At 73.7% G+C, this 19282-nt stretch carries 15 protein-coding genes; 6 read left to right on the top strand and 9 right to left on the bottom strand.

Annotated features, from left to right (window positions below):
- Positions 1–8: 8 nt before the first annotated feature.
- A complete protein-coding gene (gene metH / locus ACFVHI_RS24670) occupies positions 9–3515 on the bottom strand; it encodes a methionine synthase (protein WP_380342757.1) in 3507 nt (1168 codons plus the stop codon).
- 143 nt (positions 3516–3658) lie between these two features.
- Between metH and ACFVHI_RS24665 the strand changes: the two genes are divergently transcribed.
- Positions 3659–4750 carry a glycoside hydrolase family 18 protein gene (locus ACFVHI_RS24665; protein WP_380342754.1) on the top strand — a complete coding sequence of 364 codons (1092 nt, stop codon included), beginning with the start codon at positions 3659–3661 and terminating at the stop codon, positions 4748–4750.
- Between the two features lie 370 nt (positions 4751–5120).
- Entirely contained in the window at positions 5121–6071 is a 951-nt protein-coding gene (locus ACFVHI_RS24660) for a PAC2 family protein (RefSeq protein ID WP_063346923.1), read from the top strand.
- Positions 6072–6159: 88 nt separating this feature from the next.
- Here ACFVHI_RS24660 and mshC read toward each other — a convergent pair whose 3' ends face one another.
- The 6 genes from mshC to ACFVHI_RS24630 all read right to left on the bottom strand — a co-directional run bounded on the left by mshC (position 6160) and on the right by ACFVHI_RS24630 (position 12096).
- The gene (gene mshC / locus ACFVHI_RS24655) at positions 6160–7389 is read right to left on the bottom strand and encodes a cysteine--1-D-myo-inosityl 2-amino-2-deoxy-alpha-D-glucopyranoside ligase (protein WP_380342751.1); all 1230 of its coding nucleotides are present in this window, start codon (positions 7387–7389) and stop codon (positions 6160–6162) included.
- A gap of 295 nt (positions 7390–7684) precedes the next feature.
- Positions 7685–8524 carry a carbohydrate-binding protein gene (locus ACFVHI_RS24650; protein ID WP_063346925.1) on the bottom strand — a complete coding sequence of 280 codons (840 nt, stop codon included), beginning with the start codon at positions 8522–8524 and terminating at the stop codon, positions 7685–7687.
- A gap of 127 nt (positions 8525–8651) precedes the next feature.
- Positions 8652–9581, bottom strand: a complete 930-nt coding sequence (locus ACFVHI_RS24645) for an AraC family transcriptional regulator (RefSeq protein WP_107452830.1) — start codon at positions 9579–9581, stop codon at positions 8652–8654.
- 73 nt (positions 9582–9654) lie between these two features.
- Positions 9655–10440 carry an SCO1664 family protein gene (locus ACFVHI_RS24640; RefSeq protein ID WP_063350993.1) on the bottom strand — a complete coding sequence of 262 codons (786 nt, stop codon included), beginning with the start codon at positions 10438–10440 and terminating at the stop codon, positions 9655–9657.
- 56 nt (positions 10441–10496) lie between these two features.
- Positions 10497–11075, bottom strand: coding sequence for a DUF3090 domain-containing protein (locus tag ACFVHI_RS24635; protein ID WP_063350992.1), 579 nt, complete (start codon positions 11073–11075; stop codon positions 10497–10499).
- Positions 11076–11403: 328 nt separating this feature from the next.
- Entirely contained in the window at positions 11404–12096 is a 693-nt protein-coding gene (locus ACFVHI_RS24630; RefSeq protein ID WP_063346926.1) for a histidine phosphatase family protein, read from the bottom strand.
- A 185-nt stretch (positions 12097–12281) separates the two neighbouring features.
- On the opposite strand from ACFVHI_RS24630, the gene ACFVHI_RS24625 reads away from it, so the two are divergent.
- Positions 12282–13265: a magnesium and cobalt transport protein CorA gene (locus ACFVHI_RS24625; protein WP_380342746.1), complete on the top strand. Its 984-nt coding sequence runs from the start codon at positions 12282–12284 to the stop codon at positions 13263–13265.
- Positions 13266–13288: 23 nt separating this feature from the next.
- Here ACFVHI_RS24625 and ACFVHI_RS24620 read toward each other — a convergent pair whose 3' ends face one another.
- The gene (locus tag ACFVHI_RS24620) at positions 13289–14335 is read right to left on the bottom strand and encodes an LLM class F420-dependent oxidoreductase (RefSeq protein ID WP_380342743.1); all 1047 of its coding nucleotides are present in this window, start codon (positions 14333–14335) and stop codon (positions 13289–13291) included.
- A gap of 251 nt (positions 14336–14586) precedes the next feature.
- On the opposite strand from ACFVHI_RS24620, the gene ACFVHI_RS24615 reads away from it, so the two are divergent.
- Positions 14587–15567, top strand: coding sequence for an aldo/keto reductase (locus ACFVHI_RS24615; protein WP_380342740.1), 981 nt, complete (start codon positions 14587–14589; stop codon positions 15565–15567).
- Between the two features lie 50 nt (positions 15568–15617).
- On the top strand, positions 15618–17834 hold the full coding sequence (locus ACFVHI_RS24610) for a helix-hairpin-helix domain-containing protein (RefSeq protein ID WP_380342737.1): 2217 nt from the start codon (positions 15618–15620) through the stop codon (positions 17832–17834).
- Positions 17835–17919: 85 nt separating this feature from the next.
- Here ACFVHI_RS24610 and ACFVHI_RS24605 read toward each other — a convergent pair whose 3' ends face one another.
- A complete protein-coding gene (locus ACFVHI_RS24605) occupies positions 17920–18525 on the bottom strand; it encodes a hypothetical protein (RefSeq protein ID WP_063346931.1) in 606 nt (201 codons plus the stop codon).
- 366 nt (positions 18526–18891) lie between these two features.
- Between ACFVHI_RS24605 and ACFVHI_RS24600 the strand changes: the two genes are divergently transcribed.
- On the top strand, positions 18892–19101 hold the full coding sequence (locus tag ACFVHI_RS24600; RefSeq protein WP_033350848.1) for a DUF5703 family protein: 210 nt from the start codon (positions 18892–18894) through the stop codon (positions 19099–19101).
- The last annotated feature ends 181 nt before the right edge of the window (positions 19102–19282 follow it).

The following is a 19282-nucleotide window of genomic DNA, read 5'->3' as shown; positions in this document are numbered from 1 at the left end:
CGCCCGGGTTACCGGGCGTTGAAGTACTTCGCCTCCGGGTGGTGGATGACGATCGCGTCGGTGGACTGCTCCGGGTGCAGCTGGAACTCCTCGGAGAGCACCACGCCGATCCGCTCGGGCTTCAGCAGCTCGGCGATCTTGGCGCGGTCCTCCAGCTCCGGGCAGGCCCCGTAGCCGAGCGAGAAGCGGGCGCCCCGGTACTTGAGCGCGAACATGTCCTTGACGTCCTGCGGGTCCTCGCCGGAGAAGCCCAGCTCGTAGCGGACCCGGGCGTGCCAGAACTCGGCCAGCGCCTCGGCCAGTTGCACCGACAGGCCGTGCAGCTCCAGGTAGTCGCGGTAGGAGTTGTCGGCGAACAGCTCGTTCGCCGCCTCCGAGATCCGGTTGCCCATGGTGACCACCTGGAGGCCGACCACGTCCCGCACGCCGGACTCCTCCGGACGGAAGAAGTCGGCCAGGCAGAGCCGGCGCCCGCGCCGCTGGCGGGGGAAGGTGAAGCGGGTGCGCTCGGTGCCGTCCTCGTGGAAGACGATCAGGTCGTCGCCCTTGGAGTTGGCCGGGTAGTAGCCGTAGACCACGGCCGCCTCCAGCCAGCCCTCGGTCTGCAGCCGGTCCAGCCACATCCGCAGCCGCGGCCGGCCCTCGGTCTCCACCAGCTCCTCGTACGAGGGCCCCTCGCCGCTGCGGGCCGCCTTCAGGCCCCACTGGCCCTTGAACAGCGCGTCCTCGTCCAGCCAGGAGGCGTAGTCGGCGAACGGGATGCCCTTGACGATCCGGTCGCCCCAGAACGGCGGGGTCGGCACGGTGTTGTCGACGGTGACGTCCGAGCGGATCTGGCCGAGGTTGACCTCCGGCTCCTCCACCACCTCGACCCGGGCGTGCCGGCGCTGCTTGAGCTCCGGCAGGCTCGCGCCGGGCACGCCGCGCTTGACCGCGATCAGCGCGTCCATCAGCCGCAGGCCCTCGAAGGCGTCCCGGGCGTAGCGGACCTCGCCCTCGTAGATCTCGTGCAGGTCCTGCTCGACGTAGGCCCGGGTGAGCGCGGCGCCGCCCAGGATCACCGGGTAACTCGCGGCCAGCTTGCGCTGGTTGAGCTCCTCCAGGTTCTCCTTCATGATCACGGTGGACTTCACCAGCAGGCCGGACATCCCGATGACGTCCGCCTTGTGCTCCTGCGCGGCGTCCAGGATCGCCGAGACCGGCTGCTTGATGCCCAGGTTGACCACGTTGTAGCCGTTGTTGGACAGGATGATGTCCACCAGGTTCTTGCCGATGTCGTGGACGTCGCCCTTGACGGTGGCCAGCACGATGGTGCCCTTGCCCTCGCTGTCGGACTTCTCCATGAACGGCTCCAGGTGGGCCACCGCGGTCTTCATCACCTCGGCGGACTGGAGCACGAAGGGCAGCTGCATCTGGCCGGAGCCGAACAGCTCGCCGACCACCTTCATGCCGGACAGCAGGGTGTCGTTGATGATCTCCAGCGCGGGCCGCCCGGCCAGCGCCTCGTCCAGGTCGGCCTCCAGGCCCTTGCGCTCGCCGTCGATGATCCGGCGCTGCAGGCGCTCGTCCAGCGGCAGCGCGGCCAGCTCCTCCGCCTTGGACGCCTTGACCGAGGCCGAGGAGACGCCGTCGAACAGCTCCAGCAGGTGCTGCAGCGGGTCGTAGCCGTCCCGGCGGCGGTCGTAGACCAGGTCGAGGGCGGCCTCGCGCTGGTCCTCGGGGATCCGGGCGATCGGCAGGATCTTGGAGGCGTGCACGATCGCCGAGTCCAGGCCGGCCTCCACGCACTCGTGCAGGAAGACCGAGTTCAGCACCACCCGGGCGGCCGGGTTGAGGCCGAAGGAGATGTTGGACAGGCCCAGCGTGGTCTGCACGTCCGGGTGGCGGCGCTTGAGCTCGCGGATCGCCTCGATGGTCTCGATGCCGTCCCGGCGGGACTCCTCCTGGCCGGTGGCCAGGGTGAAGGTGAGGCAGTCCACCAGGATCGAGCCCTCGTCGACGCCGTAGTCGGCGGTCAGCTCGGCGATCAGCCGCTCGGCGATCTCGACCTTCTTGTCGGCGGTGCGGGCCTGGCCCTCCTCGTCGATGGTCAGCGCGATCAGGCCGGCGCCGTGCTCGCGGGCCAGCGAGGCGATCCGGCCGAAGCGCGAGTCCGGGGCGTTGCCGTCCTCGTAGTTGACCGAGTTGAGCACCGCGCGGCCGCCGAGCGCCTCCAGGCCGGCCCGCAGCACCTGCGGCTCGGTGGAGTCCAGCACGATCGGCAGGGTGGAGGCGGTGGCCAGCCGGCCGGCGATCTCCTTCATGTCGGCGACGCCGTCGCGGCCGACGTAGTCCACGCACAGGTCCAGCAGGTGGGAGCCGTCCCGGATCTGCTCACGGGCGATCTCCACGCAGGCCTGCCAGTCGCCGGCCAGCATCGCCTCGCGGAACTTCTTCGAGCCGTTGGCGTTGGTGCGCTCGCCGATCGCCAGGTACGAGGTGTCCTGGCGGAACGGCACCGCCTGGTACAGCGAGGACGCCGAGGACTCCGGCTGCGGGGTGCGCGGGGTGACCGGCCGGCCCTGCACCCGCTCGACCACCTGGCGCAGGTGCTCGGGCGTGGTGCCGCAGCAGCCGCCGACCAGCGAGAGGCCGTACTCACGGGTGAACACGTCGTGCGCGTCGGCCAGTTCGGACGGGGAGAGCGGGTAGTGGGCGCCGTCCTTGCCGAGCACCGGCAGGCCCGCGTTCGGCATGCAGGACAGGCCGATCCGCGCGTTCTTGGCCAGGTAGCGCAGGTGCTCGCTCATCTCGGCCGGGCCGGTGGCGCAGTTGAGGCCGATGTAGTCGACGCCGAGCGGCTCCAGGGCCGTCAGCGCCGCGCCGATCTCGGAGCCGAGCAGCATGGTGCCGGTGGTCTCCACGGTCACCTGCACCAGCACCGGCAGGTCCAGCCCGGCCTCGGCGAGGGCGCGCTTGGAGCCCAGGATGGCGGCCTTGGTCTGCAGCAGGTCCTGGCTGGTCTCGACCAGCAGCGCGTCGGCGCCTCCGGCGATCAGGCCGGCCGCGTTCTGCTGGAAGCCGTCGCGCAGCGTCTCGTACGGGGCGTGGCCGAGGGTGGGCAGCTTGGTGCCGGGGCCGATCGAGCCGAGCACCCAGCGGGTGCGGCCGTCGGCGGCGTGGGCGTCGGCCACCTCGCGGGCGATCCGGGCGCCGGACTCGGACAGCTCGAAGATGCGCTCCGCGATCTCGTACTCGCCGAGTGCGGAGAAGTTGGCACCGAAGGTGTTGGTCTCGACGCAGTCCACGCCGACCCCGAAGTAGGCCTCGTGGACGGAGCGCACGATGTCCGGCCGGGTGGCGTTGAGGACCTCGTTGCAGCCCTCCAGGTTCTGGAAGTCCTCCAGCGTCGGATCCTGTGCCTGGAGCATGGTGCCCATCGCACCGTCGGCGACCACCACCCGGGTGGCGAGCGCTTCACGCAACGCGTTCGCGCGGCTCTGCTGAGTGATGGACGGATTGGCTGCAGTGGCCATGGGGCTTCTCCCTGGTGCGACGGCTGTCGGCTTTGCGGGCCCGCTTACTCGGGCCCGCACGTGGCCAGGGTATCCGGCCCGCGCCCCGGCCTGCGGTCGCATTCCGTATCCTGAGCGTTCGACCGCAAGGGGGGAGCAACCGCGTGGGCCGATTCCCGACCGTCGCGCGACGCGTCACGGGGGCCCTGGCGGCCCCGTTCCGGGCGTTGCGCAAGCGCTGGCGAAGCTGGTCCTGGTGGCGCCGGGCGCTGCTGGCACTGGGCCTCGCGGCGGCCGTACCGGCGGCCGCGCTCGGCTCCGCCTTCGTCGCGATCCGCTTGCACTACACCGGCGACCCGTCCGCCGAGGCCCGCACCCGCGGCCGGGACGCGCTCTGGCTCGGCCACGCCTGGGTGGACGGCCGCAAGGGCGAGGCCGACGTCGCCGCGCTGGTGCGGCAGCTGGCCGGCACCGGCGTCCGCGACCTGTACGTACACACCGGCCCGCTGGAACACGACGGCTCGCTGCCGCCCGCCGTCCACCCCCGGGGCCGCTGGTTCACCGACGCGGTGCACCGGGCGCTGCCGGACGTCCGGGTGCAGAGCTGGCTGGGCGACGAGGTCAAGCCGGAGAAGGACGCCCTGGACCTGGAGGACGCCCCCACCCGGGACCGGGTCACCGCCTCCGCCCGGCAGGTCCTGGACCTCGGCTTCGACGGCGTGCACTTCGACATGGAGCCGATCCGGCCCGGCAGCGCCGGCTGGCTGGCCCTGCTCGACCAGGTCCGCCCGGTCACGGCCGGGCGCGGCGCGGCGCTCTCGGTGGCGGTCCCGCAGCTCGACCCGGTGCCCGGCCTGCACACCGCCGGGATCCTGCTCACCGACCACGGCAAGTGGTGGGACCAGGCGTACTTCACCGAGACCGCCCGCCGGGTCGACCAGGTCGCCGTGATGGCGTACGACACCAGCATGCCGACCGAGCCGCTGTACGGCGGCTACGTCGCCCTGCAGACCGAACTGGCGCTGGAGGCCACCCCGGCCGGGGTGGACCTGCTGATCGGCCTGCCGTTCTTCTGGGACGACCGGCACGGCCATCGGGGTGACGCCGAGACCGTGCCGGCCGCCGTCCGGGGCGTCCGGCTGGGCCTGGGCCGCCAGGACCCGGGGCGGCGGAACTTCGGCGTCGCGCTGTACGTGGACTTCGCCGCCACCCCGGAGCACTGGGCGGCGTACCGGCGCGGGTGGGTGGACGCCTGAGGGGTTCCGGCGGCGAGTGCGGGACCGGCGTGCGCGGAAAGGGTGCGTACGGGAAGGGTGTGCGCGGGAAGGGCTCGTCGTCGCGCCGCGTCGCCGTCCGGACACCGTCCGCGCCCGCTCCGAGCCACCTGACGCCCCGTCAGCCGAGGCGGTCCGGATATCCGCTGGATCGGGGCGGCACGCTCCCCCAGACTGTCCCGGTGCCCGGCCGCGGTGCGCATCAAAGCCCGTAGGCTGGGCAGGTAGGGACCATGGGGCGAGGCGTTCCATGGGTGACGAGAGGTTCGACAGTCGGCAGCCGACCCGTCGGCGCCCCGGCAGGCCAGCCGAGGCGGCGCAGGTTCGACCGCCGACCGGAGGGAGACGCTGGGTGATCGAGCTGGAAGATGTTCCCGAGTTGATCGACCCGGTGATGGTCTGCGCTTTCGAGGGCTGGAACGACGCGGGCGACGCCGCCTCCGCGGCTCTGGCACATCTGGACGACACCTGGGGCGGCAAGGTGATCGCCGCCCTGGACGCGGAGGACTACTACGACTTCCAGGTCAACCGGCCCACGGTCTGGCTGGACGGCGGCATCCGCCGGATCACCTGGCCGACCACCAGGCTCTCGGTGATCCGGGTGACCGAGCCGACCACCCGGGACGTCGTCCTGGTGCGCGGCATCGAGCCGAGCATGCGCTGGCGCTCGTTCTGCAACGAGCTGCTCGGCTTCGCGCACGAGCTCGGCATCGAGCTGGTGGTGATCCTGGGCGCGCTGCTCGGCGACACCCCGCACAGCCGCCCGGTGCCGGTCAGCGGCGTCACCTCCGACCCGGAGCTGGCCCGCCGGCTGGACCTGGAGGAGAGCCGCTACGAGGGCCCGACCGGCATCGTCGGGGTGCTCCAGGAGGCCTGCACGCACGCCGGAGTCCCGGCCGTGACGCTCTGGGCGGCCGTGCCGCACTACGTCGCGCAGCCGCCGAACCCCAAGGCGACGCTGGCCCTGGTCAACAAGCTGGAGGACCTGCTCGACCTGCGCATCCCGCCGGGCGAGCTCGGCGAGGACGCCCGGGCCTGGCAGCTGGGCGTGGACCAGCTGGCCGCCGAGGACAGCGAGGTGGCCGAGTACGTCCAGCAGTTGGAGGAGGCGCAGGACACCGCGGAGCTGCCGGAGGCCTCCGGCGACGCGATCGCCCGCGAGTTCGAGCGCTACCTGCGCCGCCGGGAGAACGTCGGGCCGACCGGCGAGAAGCCGGTGGCCGGGCACGCCACGGCGGAGCGGCCGGCCGAGCCGGAGGCCCCGGGCGCGGCCCGGGAGAGCCAGGACGGCGACGAGGAGTAGCCGCCGCCCCGGGGCCCGCCCCGGACAACGCCGAAGGGGCGTCAGGACACCTGGTCCGGACGCCCCTTCGGCGTGTTGAGGGAGGACTCTAGAGCGCGACGCCCAGCAGGGCGTCCACGGTGCGGCTGACCAGGCCGGGCGCACCCATGTCGGCGCCGCCCCCGGCCTCCTGCCGCTCGGCCCAGCGGTCGACGGCGGCCAGCGCGGCGGGCGCGTCCAGGTCGTCCGCGAGCGCCGTACGGACCTCGTCGAGCAGCTGCTCGGCGGCCGGGCCGTCCGGCCGGGAGACCGCGGCCCGCCAGCGGGCGAGGCGCTCGACGGCCTCGTCCAGGGTCGCCTTGGTCCACTCCCAGTCCTCGCGGTAGTGGTGCGCGAGCAGCGCCAGGCGGATCGCCGCCGGGTCGACGCCCTCGCGGCGCAGCGCCGAGACGAAGACCAGGTTGCCGCGGGACTTGGACATCTTGTGGCCGTCCAGGCCGACCATGCCGGCGTGCACGTACGCCTTGGCGTACGGGTGGGCGCCGGTGGCGACCTGGGCGTGCGAGGCGCCCATCTCGTGGTGCGGGAAGGAGAGGTCGCTGCCGCCGCCCTGGATGTCGAAGGACATGCCGAGGTACTGCAGCGCGATGGCGACGCACTCGATGTGCCAGCCGGGGCGGCCGTGGCCGAGTTCGGTCTCCCAGGCGGGCTCGCCCGGGCGGGCGGCGAGCCAGAGCAGGGCGTCCAGCGGGTGGCGCTTGCCCGGGCGGTCCGGGTCTCCGCCGCGCTCGGCGAAGACCGGGCGCATGGCCTCCTGGTCGAGGCCGGAGACCTGGCCGAAGCGGGGGTCGGACTCGACCGAGAAGTAGATGTCGCCGTCCACCTGGTAGGCGGCGCCGCTGGCGAGCAGCTTCTGGACCAGCGGGACGATCCACGGGATCGACTCGACGGCGCCGATGTAGTGGGCCGGCGGGAGCAGCCGCAGGGCGGTCATGTCCTCGCGGAACAGGGCCGTCTCGCGCTCGGCGAGGGCCACCCAGTCCTGACCGGTCTCGACCGCCCGGGCCAGCAGCGGGTCGTCCACGTCGGTGACGTTCTGGACGTACAGGACGTCGTGGCCGGCGTCCTTCCACACGCGCTGCACCAGGTCGAAGGCGTTGTAGGTGGCGGCGTGGCCCATGTGGGTCGCGTCGTAGGGGGTGATGCCGCAGACGTAGATCCGGGCAGTGCCGTCCTGCGGCACGACCTCGCGGACCGTGCCCGCTGCGGTGTCGAAGATACGGAGGGGGAGCCCCTGACCAGGCAGGGCGGGAACCTCGGAGGCGGGCCAGGCATGCATGGAACCGACTTTAACCTTGCGAACATTTGAAAGCCTAACCAGTACACAAGATCGACTGGATTCGCTTCCTGTCGTTGCCGGACCGCTTCCCGACTGATAAGGAGCGGACCTTGACGGGCCCGGCGTTGTTTCGGGCAGGAATGCGGCAGGCTTCGGGCGGGCATTGGGCAGGCGTCGAGCAGGCGTTGGGCAGGCGTTGGGCAGGCGTTGGGCAGGCTTTCGGACACGGTTGAGCGCCCGGTCGACCCTGCCGCCGACCGGGCGCCCGGCACCCCGGGGAACGCGGCCGGAGCCGCTACGACCGCTGCCAGAGGGCCGGCACGTTCGGCGGCTCCCAGCCCACCATGGCGGTGTGCGCCTGGAGGCAGAGGTAGGAGGCGCCGGAGTAGGTGACGCGGTCGCCCGCGTTGTAGGAGGCTCCCGGCTTCCAACTGCCGCTCGGGGGCGTGGGCGTTCCGGTGGGGGTTCCGGTCGGGGTGGCGGTGGGGGTCGGGCTCGGCGTGCCCGGGGTCTGCGGCACGTCCAGGACGAAGTCGTAACTGCCCTCACGGCCCGGGCCGTTCTGGCGGACGTTCATCAGCAGCCGGGCGTCGTAGATGGTGTCCGTGCTGTTGCGCGGCTCGCCGGGGAAGTAGAGCTGGGTGGTGAGCACCGGGCGGCCGGGCGCCTGGAGCTTGACGTGGAGGTGCCGGGTGCGGCCCGGGTAGAGGCCGGGGACGATCGTGTCCAGCTTGAAGGCGCCGTTCGCGTCGGTGAACTGGTGGCCGCGGAAGGTGAAGCCGGCGTTGTCGTAGGCGCCGTTGTCGTCGGCCTGCCAGAAGTCCAGCAGGACGCCGGAGATCGGTCGGCAGGCGCGGCCGAAGACGTAGCCGCTGACGGTCAGCCGGGTGCCGGGGCCGTCGTTGACCATGGAGCTGCGCAGTGGGGAGTTGGGCTTGAAGTAGGGGCCCTCGGTCTGCTCGATGGTGGGGTCGTCGCCGTCGTGGCACTCGGGGGTGAGGCCGAGGGGCCGGCCGGTGCCGGCCTGCTCACGGGCCAGCGCGACGCCGCCGCCGACCAGCAGCGGGGCGGCGCCGAGCGCGGCAGCGGCCTTCAGGACGGTCTTGCGACTGATCATGCCGTCGGGCGTGGGCATACGCCCTCTCCTTCGGGTGGGGGGTGGATGTGGGGGGGCGGCCCTTGCCATGGTGGGGGCATGACAAGGGCCGAACCGGCCGCCCGTCCGCGCGCGCCGGACCGGCCACCGGTGGCCACCAGCAAAGTTACGGGCCGTCCGGGGCGGCCGCGATGGACGCGATCCGGGGATCGTGGTGATTTCCGTCGACCCGGGCCCGGAACTCCCCCGGCGTCATCCCGGTCTCCCGCCGGAAGAAGCGGCAGAAGTAGGCCGGGTCGGCGAAGCCCGCCTCCTTCGCGACCTGACGAATCGTCAAATCCGTGCACGCCAGCAGCCGCTTGGCCTCCAGGGTCTGCTGGCGGCGGATCAGCCCGCCCGGGGTGCGGCCGGTGGCCTGCTTGACCAGGGTCTGCAAGTGGCCCGGCGAGACGCCGAGTTCCTGCGCACTGGACGCCACCGAGTGCCGCACCCCGCCCGGACCGGCGATCAACCGGGTGAAGGCGGAGGCCACTTCGGTCGGGCGGCCGGGCGGCGACGGCCGCTCCCCCGGCCGGGCGGCGCGCAGCGCCCGGACGATCAGGATGTGCAGACTGGCCCGCAGCACGCCCTGGTAGCCGGGCTGCCTGGAGCGGTACTCGTGTTCCATGTCGGCGAGCAACGCGCCGACCGGCCCGGCCTGTTCACCGAGTCCGAGCGCGGGGCGGGTGGCCAGGGTGCGCAGCGCGGCGAGGTCCTGCGGGTTCCGGAGCAGGAAGTCCTCGTTGAACAGGACGACCTGGCCGGTGAGTTCGTCCGCGTCCGACCAGTAGTGCACCTGGCCGGGCGTGATCACGCACAACTGCGGTGGCGCCAGCGGCCGGTGGACCAGGTCCAGGACGTGGGCGCCGCGGCCGCCGGTGACGTGGACGATCTCGTAGAACGAGTGCCGGTGCGGGAAGCCCGCCCGGGACAGCGGGCCGATCGTGTCGAAGCTCCCGATGGCGAACGGGAGCAGGTGCGGCAGCGGGACCTGGAGCCGGTGCAGCGGCAGGTCCGGCGTGGTACGGGGGGTGGGGGTGGTCCGTAACGCGTCCATCGGAGCAGTGTGCTGCCGGTTCGCGGACAGGTCCAGACCATCAGCCGGCCCGAGCCGGTCCGCGGGATACGTCCTAGACCGGGGGCCAGGGGATCGAGGGCCAGTCCTCGGAGGGCAGCGGGTGCCGACCGGTGCGGCGCAGCCCGGCCACCCGGGCGCGGGTCGCCTCCAGTTCGGCGGCGGTCAGGTGCGGGGCGAGGCGCGCGGCCAGCTCGCCGTCCAGCCGCTCGGCGAGCCGGGTCAGCACCTCCAGCGCCTCGGCGGGCAGCGGCTCGCCGGCCCAGCCCCAGAGCAGGGTGCGCAGCTTGCCCTCGGTATTGAAGGTGACGCCGTGGTCGATGCCGTAGACCCGGCCGTCGGCGGCCGGGATCAGGTGGCCGCCCTTGCGGTCGGCGTTGTTGAGCACCGCGTCCAGCACGGCGAGCCGGCGCAGCCGCTGGTCGTCGTGGTGCACCAGCAGCGCGGTGCGTCCCCCGCCGACCTCGGCCCGCACGATCGGCAGCCAGCCGTGCTCCGGGCCGCGCGGGTCCTGGAGGGCCAGCAGCGGCTCGGCCTGCGGATCCGGCTCGACCCACAGCTGCACCATCCCGGGCCCGTGCGGCCCGTCGCGCAGCACGGTCGGCGGCACCAGCGCCCAGCCGGTCGCGGCCGACACCTCGTACGCGGCGACCTCGCGGCCGGCCAGCGTGCCGTCCGGGAAGTCCCACAGCGGGCGTTCCCCGGCGACCGGCTTGTAGACGGCCTGCGCGCTCAGCGAACCGTGCGTGGCGGTGCAGTACAGCGCGGCGTTGGACGCCTCGGTGAGGCGCCCGTGCACCGTCAACTCGCCCTCGCGCAGCAGCTCCAGCGCAGTGGGCACGTCGGCGGCGAGGGCGGCGGCGGCCGCCGGGTCCGCCTGGGGTGGGGTCTCGGTGTTCAGCGCCGGTAGCCGTTCGCGCGCGGGCACAGGTGGCCCTCCGGGTCGAGCGGCAGGTTACAGAACGGGCAGGGCTTGCGGCCGGCCGAGACCAGGTCCAGCGCCCGCTTGGCGAACACCCTGGCCATCGCGCCGGACAGCCGCACCCGCAGCATGTCCGGACCGTTGTCGTCGTCCTCGAAGACCGCCGCGGCGCTGTCCTCGTCCTCGCCGTCCTCCTCCGCCTCGATCAGCGCCTGCGCCTCGACCACCAGGCAGCCGTCCACGCTGTCCCAGGCCAGGGCCATGGTGCCGACCCGGAACTCCTGCTCCAGCGGCAGGTCCAGCGGCGCGGTGTCGAGCAGGTCCTGCGGGGCGGCGGCCGGGATGGAGACGTCGCCGCCGCTGCGCCGCAGCGCCTCGTCCAGGACCTCCTCGATCCGCTCGGCGAGCGCCGCCACCTGGGTCTTCTCCAACAGGACGCTGGTGATCCGGCCCCGGGCACTGGCCTGGAGGTAGAACGCCCGGGCGCCGGGCTGGCCGACGGTGCCGGCCACGAACCGTTCGGGCTGGTCGTAGAAGAAGACCTGACGGGGCACGCTCTCGCTCCGGATCGTGTCGGTCGTGGGGATCACAGGGATCGTTCGGACGTCATGGCTCGGGCTGCCGTACGGCGGCCCGCGCGCGGGCTCGCCACGCGGCGGGGCTCGTTAGTCACCCTACGACCTCCGGGCCCCCGCAGGGGAGCCGAGCCGCAGTGGCACCGGCCAGCTCAGGCGGTGCCGCCGGTCCCTGCGGGGCGGGGTACGACGGCTCTCCCGCCCACGTCATGCGGCTCCGGGCCGGACGGCTCCGGTCAGGCCGGGTGGCGCCGGTCGGGCCAGGGTCGTACCAGGCGGGTCAGGCGGGCCAGGTGGAACGACCGCCTCAGATGGTGCCGCCGACCACCGCGTCGCCCGCCGGGGCGGCCGGGGCCGCGCCGGGCCTGGGCGCGAGCGAGGCGAGGTCGCCGGTGTCGCCCATCCTCAGGACGAAGGGCCGCTGCGGGGTGTAGCGGATCGCGGTGACCGAGCAGGGCTCGACGCTGATCCGCTGGAAGTGGTCCAGGTGCAGGCCGAGGGCGTCGGCCACCACCGCCTTGATCACGTCCCCGTGCGAGCAGGCCAGCCAGACCGCGTCCGCGCCGTGCTCGGCGGCGATCTTCTCGTTCCACTCCCGGACCGCGCCGACCGTCCGGTGGCTCAGCTCGCGCAACGACTCCCCGCCGGGGAAGGCCGCGGCGGCCGCGTGGTCCTGCACGGTGCGCCAGAGCGGCTCCTTGGCCAGCTCGGCCAGCGGCCGGCCGGTCCACTCGCCGTAGTGGCACTCGCCCAGCCGCTCGTCCTCGGCGGGCGGGCCCAGCTCGGGCCGAGCCGTCAACAGCGGCTCCAGGGTCTGCCGACAGCGCTCCAGCGGGCTGCTGACGGCCTGCACCAGCGGGATCCCCGCGAGCCGGCCGGCCAGCGCGGCGGCCTGCCCGCGCCCGGTGTCGTCGAGGTCCACGCCGGGCGTCCAACCGGCCAGGATTCCGGCGGTGTTCGCGGTCGAGCGGCCGTGGCGGACGAGCAGCAGGGTGGGCATGGGGCTCAGCCTACGGCCTCTGGGCGCGGGCGTGGAGTGTCGGTGCGGGGTGCGCGGCCGTGGGGTGTGGGCACACAACGCGCGGGTGGGCTGCGGGCCCCCCTGGGCCGCCGCCGGCACCGGCCCGCGACGCCGTCCTGGCCCGGCTCCGCCCCGGGCACCCCGCCCCGGGCCACAATGGCCCGATGATCGTCCACTGCGCCAGCTACCACGACGGCCACCGGATCGAGGCCCCCGACGACCTCGCCGGCGCGCTCGCCGCCGCCCGCGCCGCCGGGCCCGGCGGCTTCGTCTGGATAGGCCTGTTCGAGCCCACCGCCGATGAACTCAACCACGTCGGACGGGAGTTCGCCCTGCACCCGCTGGCCGTCGAGGACGCCGTCAGCGCCCACCAGCGCCCCAAGATCGAGCCGTACCAGGGCTCCCTGTTCGTCGCCCTCAAGACGCTCGGCTACCACCCCGGCGCCCACGCGGTGACCATCGGCGAGGTGATGGTCTTCCTCGGCGCGGACTTCGTGATGACCGTCCGGCACGGCGCCGACGCCCCGCTCTCCGGCCTGCGGGCCCGGCTGGAGAAGCAGCCCGAACTGCTGCGCTACGGGCCCAGCTCGGTGCTGCACTCGGTCTGCGACACCATCGTCGACGGCTACATGGACGTGGCCACCGGGCTCCAGACCGACCTGGACGAACTGGAGGCGGACGTCTTCGCCCCCGGACGGGTCGGCCGCGACACCGCCGGCCGGATCTACGGCTACAAACGCCAGGTGATGACCGTCCGCCGCGCCACCGGCCCGCTGCTGGAACCGACGCTGCGCCTGGCCCGCGGCGGCGAGCCGTACATCCGCTCGGAGACCCTGCCCTACCTGCGGGACGTCGCCGACCACCTGGCCCGGGTGACCGACCAGGTCGAGGGCATGGACCGGCTGCTGTCCGACATCCTCAACGCCAACCTGGCGCAGGTCAGCGTGCAGCAGAACAACGACATGCGGAAGATCTCGGCCTGGGCGGCGCTGGCCGCCGTGCCGACGATGATCGCGGGCGTCTACGGGATGAACTTCGAGGACATGCCCGAACTGCGCCAGCCCTGGGGGTACCCGGCGGTGCTGTCGCTGATGGTCGCGGTCTGCATAGTGCTGCACCGGGTGTTCAAGCGGCACGACTGGCTGTAGTGCCGCTCGACGGCCCCGGGCGGCTACGCCAGGCCGGCCAGTTCCAGGGCCTCTACGCCGGTGCGCAGCGCCTGGATCCGCTCGTCCAGGGTGAAGCCGGACGGGGCCAGGGTGAGCGTGGTGACGCCCGCGTCGGCGTAGGCCTGCATCCGGTCGGCGATCCGGGCGGTGTCGCCGATCAGCGAGGTGGCGTCGATCAGGTCGTGCGGGACGGCGGCCGCGGCGCCCGCGTAGTCCTTGGCCAGGTACTTCTCCTGGATCTCGTCGGCGGCCTGCTCGTAACCCATCCGCCGGGCGAGCTGGTTGTAGAAGTTCTTCTCCTTGCTGCCCATGCCGCCGATGTACAGCGCGGCGTAGGAGCGCTGGGAGTCGACGCCGGCCTTGATGTCCTCGCCGACCGCGATGGTGACGGTCGGGCACAGGTCGAAGCCGTCCAGGCTCTGCCCCGCCTTGGCGCGGCCGGCCTTCAGCGGGTCGAGGGAGAGCGCGGCGTGCTCGGGCGAGAAGAAGATGCCGAGCCAGCCGTCGGCGATCTCGCCGGTCTGCTCCAGGTTCTTCGGGCCGATCGCGGCGATGTACAGCGGGATGCGCTCGCGCACCGGGTGCACGGTGAGCTTGATCGGCTTGCCGGGGCCGCCGGGCAGCGGCAGCGTCCAGTGCGCGCCCTCGTGGACCAGCCGCTCGCGGGACATCGCCTTGCGGATGATCTCCACGTACTCGCGGGTGCGGGCGAGCGGCTTGTCGAACTTCACCCCGTACCAGCCCTCGGAGACCTGCGGGCCGGAGACGCCGAGGCCGAGCCGGAAGCGGCCGCCGGACAGGGTGTCCAGGGTCGCCGCGGTCATCGCGGTCATCGCCGGGGTGCGGGCGGGGATCTGGAAGATGGCCGAACCGACGTCGATCCGCTCGGTCTTCGCGGCGACGAAGCTCAGCACCGTCGCGGCGTCCGAGCCGTACGCCTCGGCCGCCCAGCACACCGAGTAGCCGAGCCGGTCCGCCTCCTGGGCCACGGCGATGTTGTCGGCGTCCATCCCGAGACCCCAGTAGCCGAGGTTGATTCCGAGTCGCATGTGCCGAACCTTCCAGTCGGTGAGGGTTGGTGGCGAGGGTAGCCGCGCACTCGCCGGTCATGCTACTGACCGGTAGTGGTGGTCTGGGTCACACCCGCCGCCGCCCGGGCCCGGTGATCGTTCTGCGGGTCGCCACCCCTGCCCGGACACCGGCCGCTACGCTCAGCCGACGTGGGGAGCGCTCTCCCCACCTGCGCGTTCTCAGGGCTACCGGGGCGCCCGGTGCCACCGGCCAGTGGAGGGCCCGCCCGATGGAAAAGCGTCACCTCGGCCGTACCGGTCTCCAGGTCTCCCGGCTCGGCCTCGGCACCATGACCTGGGGCCGCGACACCGACGAACACGAGGCCGCCGAGCAGCTCAAGGAGTTCGTCGACGCCGGCGGGACCCTGCTCGACACCGCCGACGTGTACGCCGACGGCGGCGCCGAATACCTGATCTCCCGGCTCACCGACAGCCTCGTCCCCCGCTCCGAACTCGTCATCGCCACCAAGGCCGGCAGCGTGCCGGAGTCCTCCCGCCGCTTCGACGGCTCCCGCGGCCACCTCCTCGCCGCCCTCGACGCCTCGCTGCGCCGACTCGGCACCGACTACGTCGACCTGTGGCAGGTGCACTCCTTCGACCCCATGACGCCCGTCGAGGAGACGCTCAGCGCCCTCGACATCGCCGTCTCCTCCGGGCGCGCCCGGTACGTCGGGGTCTGCGACTTCAGCGGCTGGCAGCTCGCCAAGGCCGCCACCTGGCAGCGCGCCCACCACGGGCGGACCCCGCTGGCCGGGGCCCAGCTGGAGTACTCGCTGCTCCAGCGCGGCATCGAGCGCGAGGCGCTGCCCGCCGCGGCGGACGCCGGGGTCGGGCTGCTCGCCTCCTCGCCGCTCGGGCGCGGGGTGCTCACCGGCAAGTACCGGCACGGCGTCCCGCAGGACTCGCGCGGCGCCTCGCCGTACCTGTCCGGGTTCGTCCAGCCGTACCTCGGGGAGCGCTCGCGGCGGATCGTCGACGCCGTCGCCACGGCCGCCGACGGCCTCGCCAGCAGCCCGCTCGCGGTCGCCCTCGCCTGGGTCCGCGACCGGCCCGGAGTGGCGAGCGCGCTGGTCGGGGCCCGTACGGTGGCACAGCTGCAGGCGGCGCTGTCAGTGGAGGCGCTTACGCTACCGGGTGAGATCCGTGGTGCGCTGGACGACATCTCGTCACCGGTGCACCGCTACCCGGACCAGGGGTGGAGCGAGCTGTAGCCCCCCTCGTTCAGCTGAAACACGCAGTGGAGTGACCCTTGGAGCGGACGATGAGTGACACGGAGAACGGCGCTCCGGAGGAGACCTCGGCAGTCTCGGTGAGCCCGACGGAGAAGGCGAGCCCCGCGGAGACGGCGAGCCCGGCACAGTCGGCGAGCCCAGCGGAGAAGGCGGCGGCGATCGCCGAGCTGGCGCAGCGGATCCGCAGCGTCGGCCCGCAGGCCGCACCGCCGGAGGGCGAGGGCCGCGCCGCGGCTCCCGAGCACGCCAAGGACGTCAAGGACGGCCAGGGCGCCAAGGCCCCGGCTTCCGCGCAGCCCGACCAGCAGCGCGCGCAGGCGCTCAAGGACACCGCCGAGGTGCTGACCGCCGGGGGCGCCCCGGCCGATCTCGCGACCGCCGCGGTGGCCGAGTTCGGCGACGGCGCCGCCGAACAGCTGCGCTCCGACCCGTGGGCCGTGCTGTCCCTGCCCGGCGTCCGCCCCGAGCACGCGGACGGCTTCGCCCGCGGCCTGCTCGGCCCCGCCGCCGGCCCCGGTGACCCCCGCCGCGCCCAGGCGCTGGTGCCGTGGCTGCTGGAGCAGGCGGCGCTGCGCGGCCACTCCGCCGTCGAGGTCGCCGAGATCGCGGCCGGGCTCGACCGCCACGGGCTGCCGGACTCGGCCGCGGCGATCCAGGCCGCCGTCCTGGACGGGCGCGCGATGCCGTTCCAGGAGGAGCTGACCGGCCCCGAGGCGCACGCGGCGGGCGGCGACGAGGACGAGGAGCCGCCGACCCGGACGCTGCTCGCCCTGGAACGGCTCGCGCTGGCCGAGGAGAGCCTCGCGGACGGGCTGGTCCGGCTGATGTCGACCTTCGTGCCGGGCGAGGACCCTGAGCCGGGCGACGAGGACGCGGTGGCGGAGGAGGCGGAGGATCCGGCGGAGGAGGACACGGCGGAGGACGCCGAGTCCGCGGCCGACTCCTCGCCGGCCCCTGGCTCCGAGGCCGCCTCCGGCTCGGGCGCGGCCCCTGCGGAGGACACGGCGGAGGCCACAGCAGAGGCCACGGTGGAGGACGCTCCGCAGGCCCCCGCCGCGCCCGGCCCGACCGCGTGGGCGGCTGCCGGCGAGGCCGCGCCGTCCTCCTCCGCGACCGCCCTGATCCAGGCCGTCGCCGACAGCGCCCTGGTGCTGCACACCGGCGGCGAGGCCGCCCGCGCCGAACCCGCCGCGCTGCTGGCCGCTGCCGGCGGCCTCGGGCTGCGGGTCTGGGCCGCCACCTGGACCGACCAGGGCCGGGAGTCCTTCGCCGCGCTCACCGACACCCCGGCCGCCGTGATCACCCTGGCCGACCTGCTCTCCGGCGCCGCCGGGCCGGGCCGCGCCGCTGACGGCACGCTCGCCCTGGACGTCCTGGTCGTCCTCGACGCCCCGCTGCTGGACGTCGAACTGGCCGCCACCGTCCTGGAGTCGCTCGCCGACGGCACCCGGCTGGTGCTCAGCGGCGACCCCGGCCAGCTCTGGTCGGCCGGCCCCGGCCGGTTCTTCGCCGACCTGCTGGCCGCCAGGGTCTGCCCGGCGGTCGCCTCCCGCACCCCGGACTTCGGCCCGATCGGCGAGCTGGTCTCCGGCGTCGGCATCGGCGAGCTCCAGCCCGTCGAGGCGCCGGACAAGGAGGTGGTCATCCTGACCGCGAAGGACGGCGGCGAAGCCGTCCACCGCGCCCTTCAGCTGCTCACCGACTCCATTCCCCGCGCCCTCGGCATCCCCGCCGAGCAGGTGGTGCTGCTCACCCCCGGTCACGGCGGCCCGGCGGGCACCCGGGCGCTGAACGCCGCCGCGAAGGCCCGGCTCAACCCGGGGCCCGGCCGGTTCGGCGGCTTCGACCCGGGCGACCGGGTGGTCGACTCCCCGGCCCCCGGCGTCACCCGCCCGGCCCGGGTGCTGGACGGCGACGCCACCGGCCTGCACCTGGCGTACGCGGACGGCTCGCGCCGGACCGTCCCGCCCGCCCAGGCGGCACGGCTGCGGCACGGCTGGGCGCTGACCGTCCACCAGGCACTCGGCCGCCGCTGGCCGGGCGCGGTCGTGGTGCTCCCGGAGGACGCCGGCCCGGCGCTCACCCGGCAGTGGGTCTACACCGCCTTCGGCCGCGGCGAGCGGCACCTGTCCGTGGTGCACGCGGCGGGCCCGGCGCTCGCCCAGGCCGTCACCGAGCGCCCGGCGCAGCCGCGCACCACCCGGCTGCGGGCGATCCTCGCCGAGAACGCCGCCTCGGCGTACTAGCCCTGTCCGGCGGTTGGCGGAACGCGCGGAGGGCGGGCCCCCTACAGGTGGGGCCCGCCCTCCGGGTGTCTGCACGACGAACGGTTCAGTCGTCGGGGTCCTCGTCGTCGTAGACCTCGCTCACGTCGAACCGGCAGATCAGCATCTGCGGGTCGGCGTGCTCGAAGGGTTCCGGCAGCCACTCCCCCGGCTCGGTCGGCTCCGCCGCCGCGACCCAGAGCGTCGAGTCCGCCTCCTCCAGGCCGAACTCCTCGCTGCGGGCGGCGATCTCGTCCGGCTCGTACTCGCCGAACAGCACGCCGATCGCGGCGTTCACCCCGCTGGTGCCGCCCCCGCCGGGGGTCAGCGACTCGTCGAGCCGCTCGGCCTGGGCGCGCAGCCGCTTGGGGTCGGCGACGTGGTAGTCGCGGCGGATCAGCACGCTGATCGCCTCCGGCTGTTCGGGGCCGTGGTAGCCGCCCGGACCCTCGTCCCCGGGGATCTCGAAGGGGGTGACCTCGTCGTAGACCTCGTAGAGGATCTGGTCGTAGGCGATGGCCGCCGTCGCGAGCTGCTCGTAGGCGGCGGACACAGCGGGATCATCCGCTGCGCTGGGGCTTGACACCGCTTCCAGATGACGGTCGATGGCGGCCTTGACCGCCTCGGCGGCGGCGCGTACCTCGGCAATGGTTGGCTGCGCGGCATCAGACATGGTGCAGACGCTATCTCCCCGCGGTGTCGGTACGCACAGCGGTTGTCACCTACACCCGCGATTTCACCGCAACTTCCCCCCTGATGTCCGATCCGCGTGGTTCTGTCCCCGCGCATGCCCGGCGCGAAGGGCGTGCAGCCGGGCCGCGCGGGGCCAATCGGGTGCCGCTTCGCGCGCCGGGATCGGGGTATCCCGTCCGGAGGAACAACGGAACTGATGCACTGTCAGGCGAGCTGGCGCGCCCCGGCCGGTCCGGGGCGTCCTGCCGGGTCGGACGGACGTCCGGGAGGACGTCCGGAAATACCCGGGCCGACTGTCCGAGGCAGGTCGTAGGCTTGCGTGCAGGTGATTCTCAGGAGGAGCGTTTTGACCCCACCGAAGCCGGTCCGGCAACCGGAGTACGAGTACCAGTCGCTGCGCATGCCGCGCGGCACCACGCGCAACGCGGCACGCCAACTGCTCACCGAGCACGCCGAGTACGGGCACTGGGAGCTCGACCGGCTGCGGCTGTTCCCCGACGGGAGCCGGACGGTCCGGCTGAAGCGGCGGATCATCCGGCAGGTCCGGAGCTGGTGACGGGCGAGCACGTCTGAGCCCACCCGCCGCGGCGGGGGTGGACGGGCAGGGCGCCCGGGCGGGAGGCGGCCGGGTCGGGGAGCTCCGGGCCCGGGAACGCTCCCGTCTCGGTGGGGATTTCACGCCGGGCTTTCGGACCGGGGCTTCACGTCACCGTCAGGCCTTCGTACGGGCTTTCACG

This window comes from Kitasatospora sp. NPDC127121 (genome assembly GCF_042677305.1).
Classification (GTDB): Bacteria; Actinomycetota; Actinomycetes; order Streptomycetales; family Streptomycetaceae; genus Kitasatospora.
The sequence above is the reverse complement of the archived record's forward strand: the minus strand, read 5'-3'. Positions and strand labels throughout refer to the sequence as shown.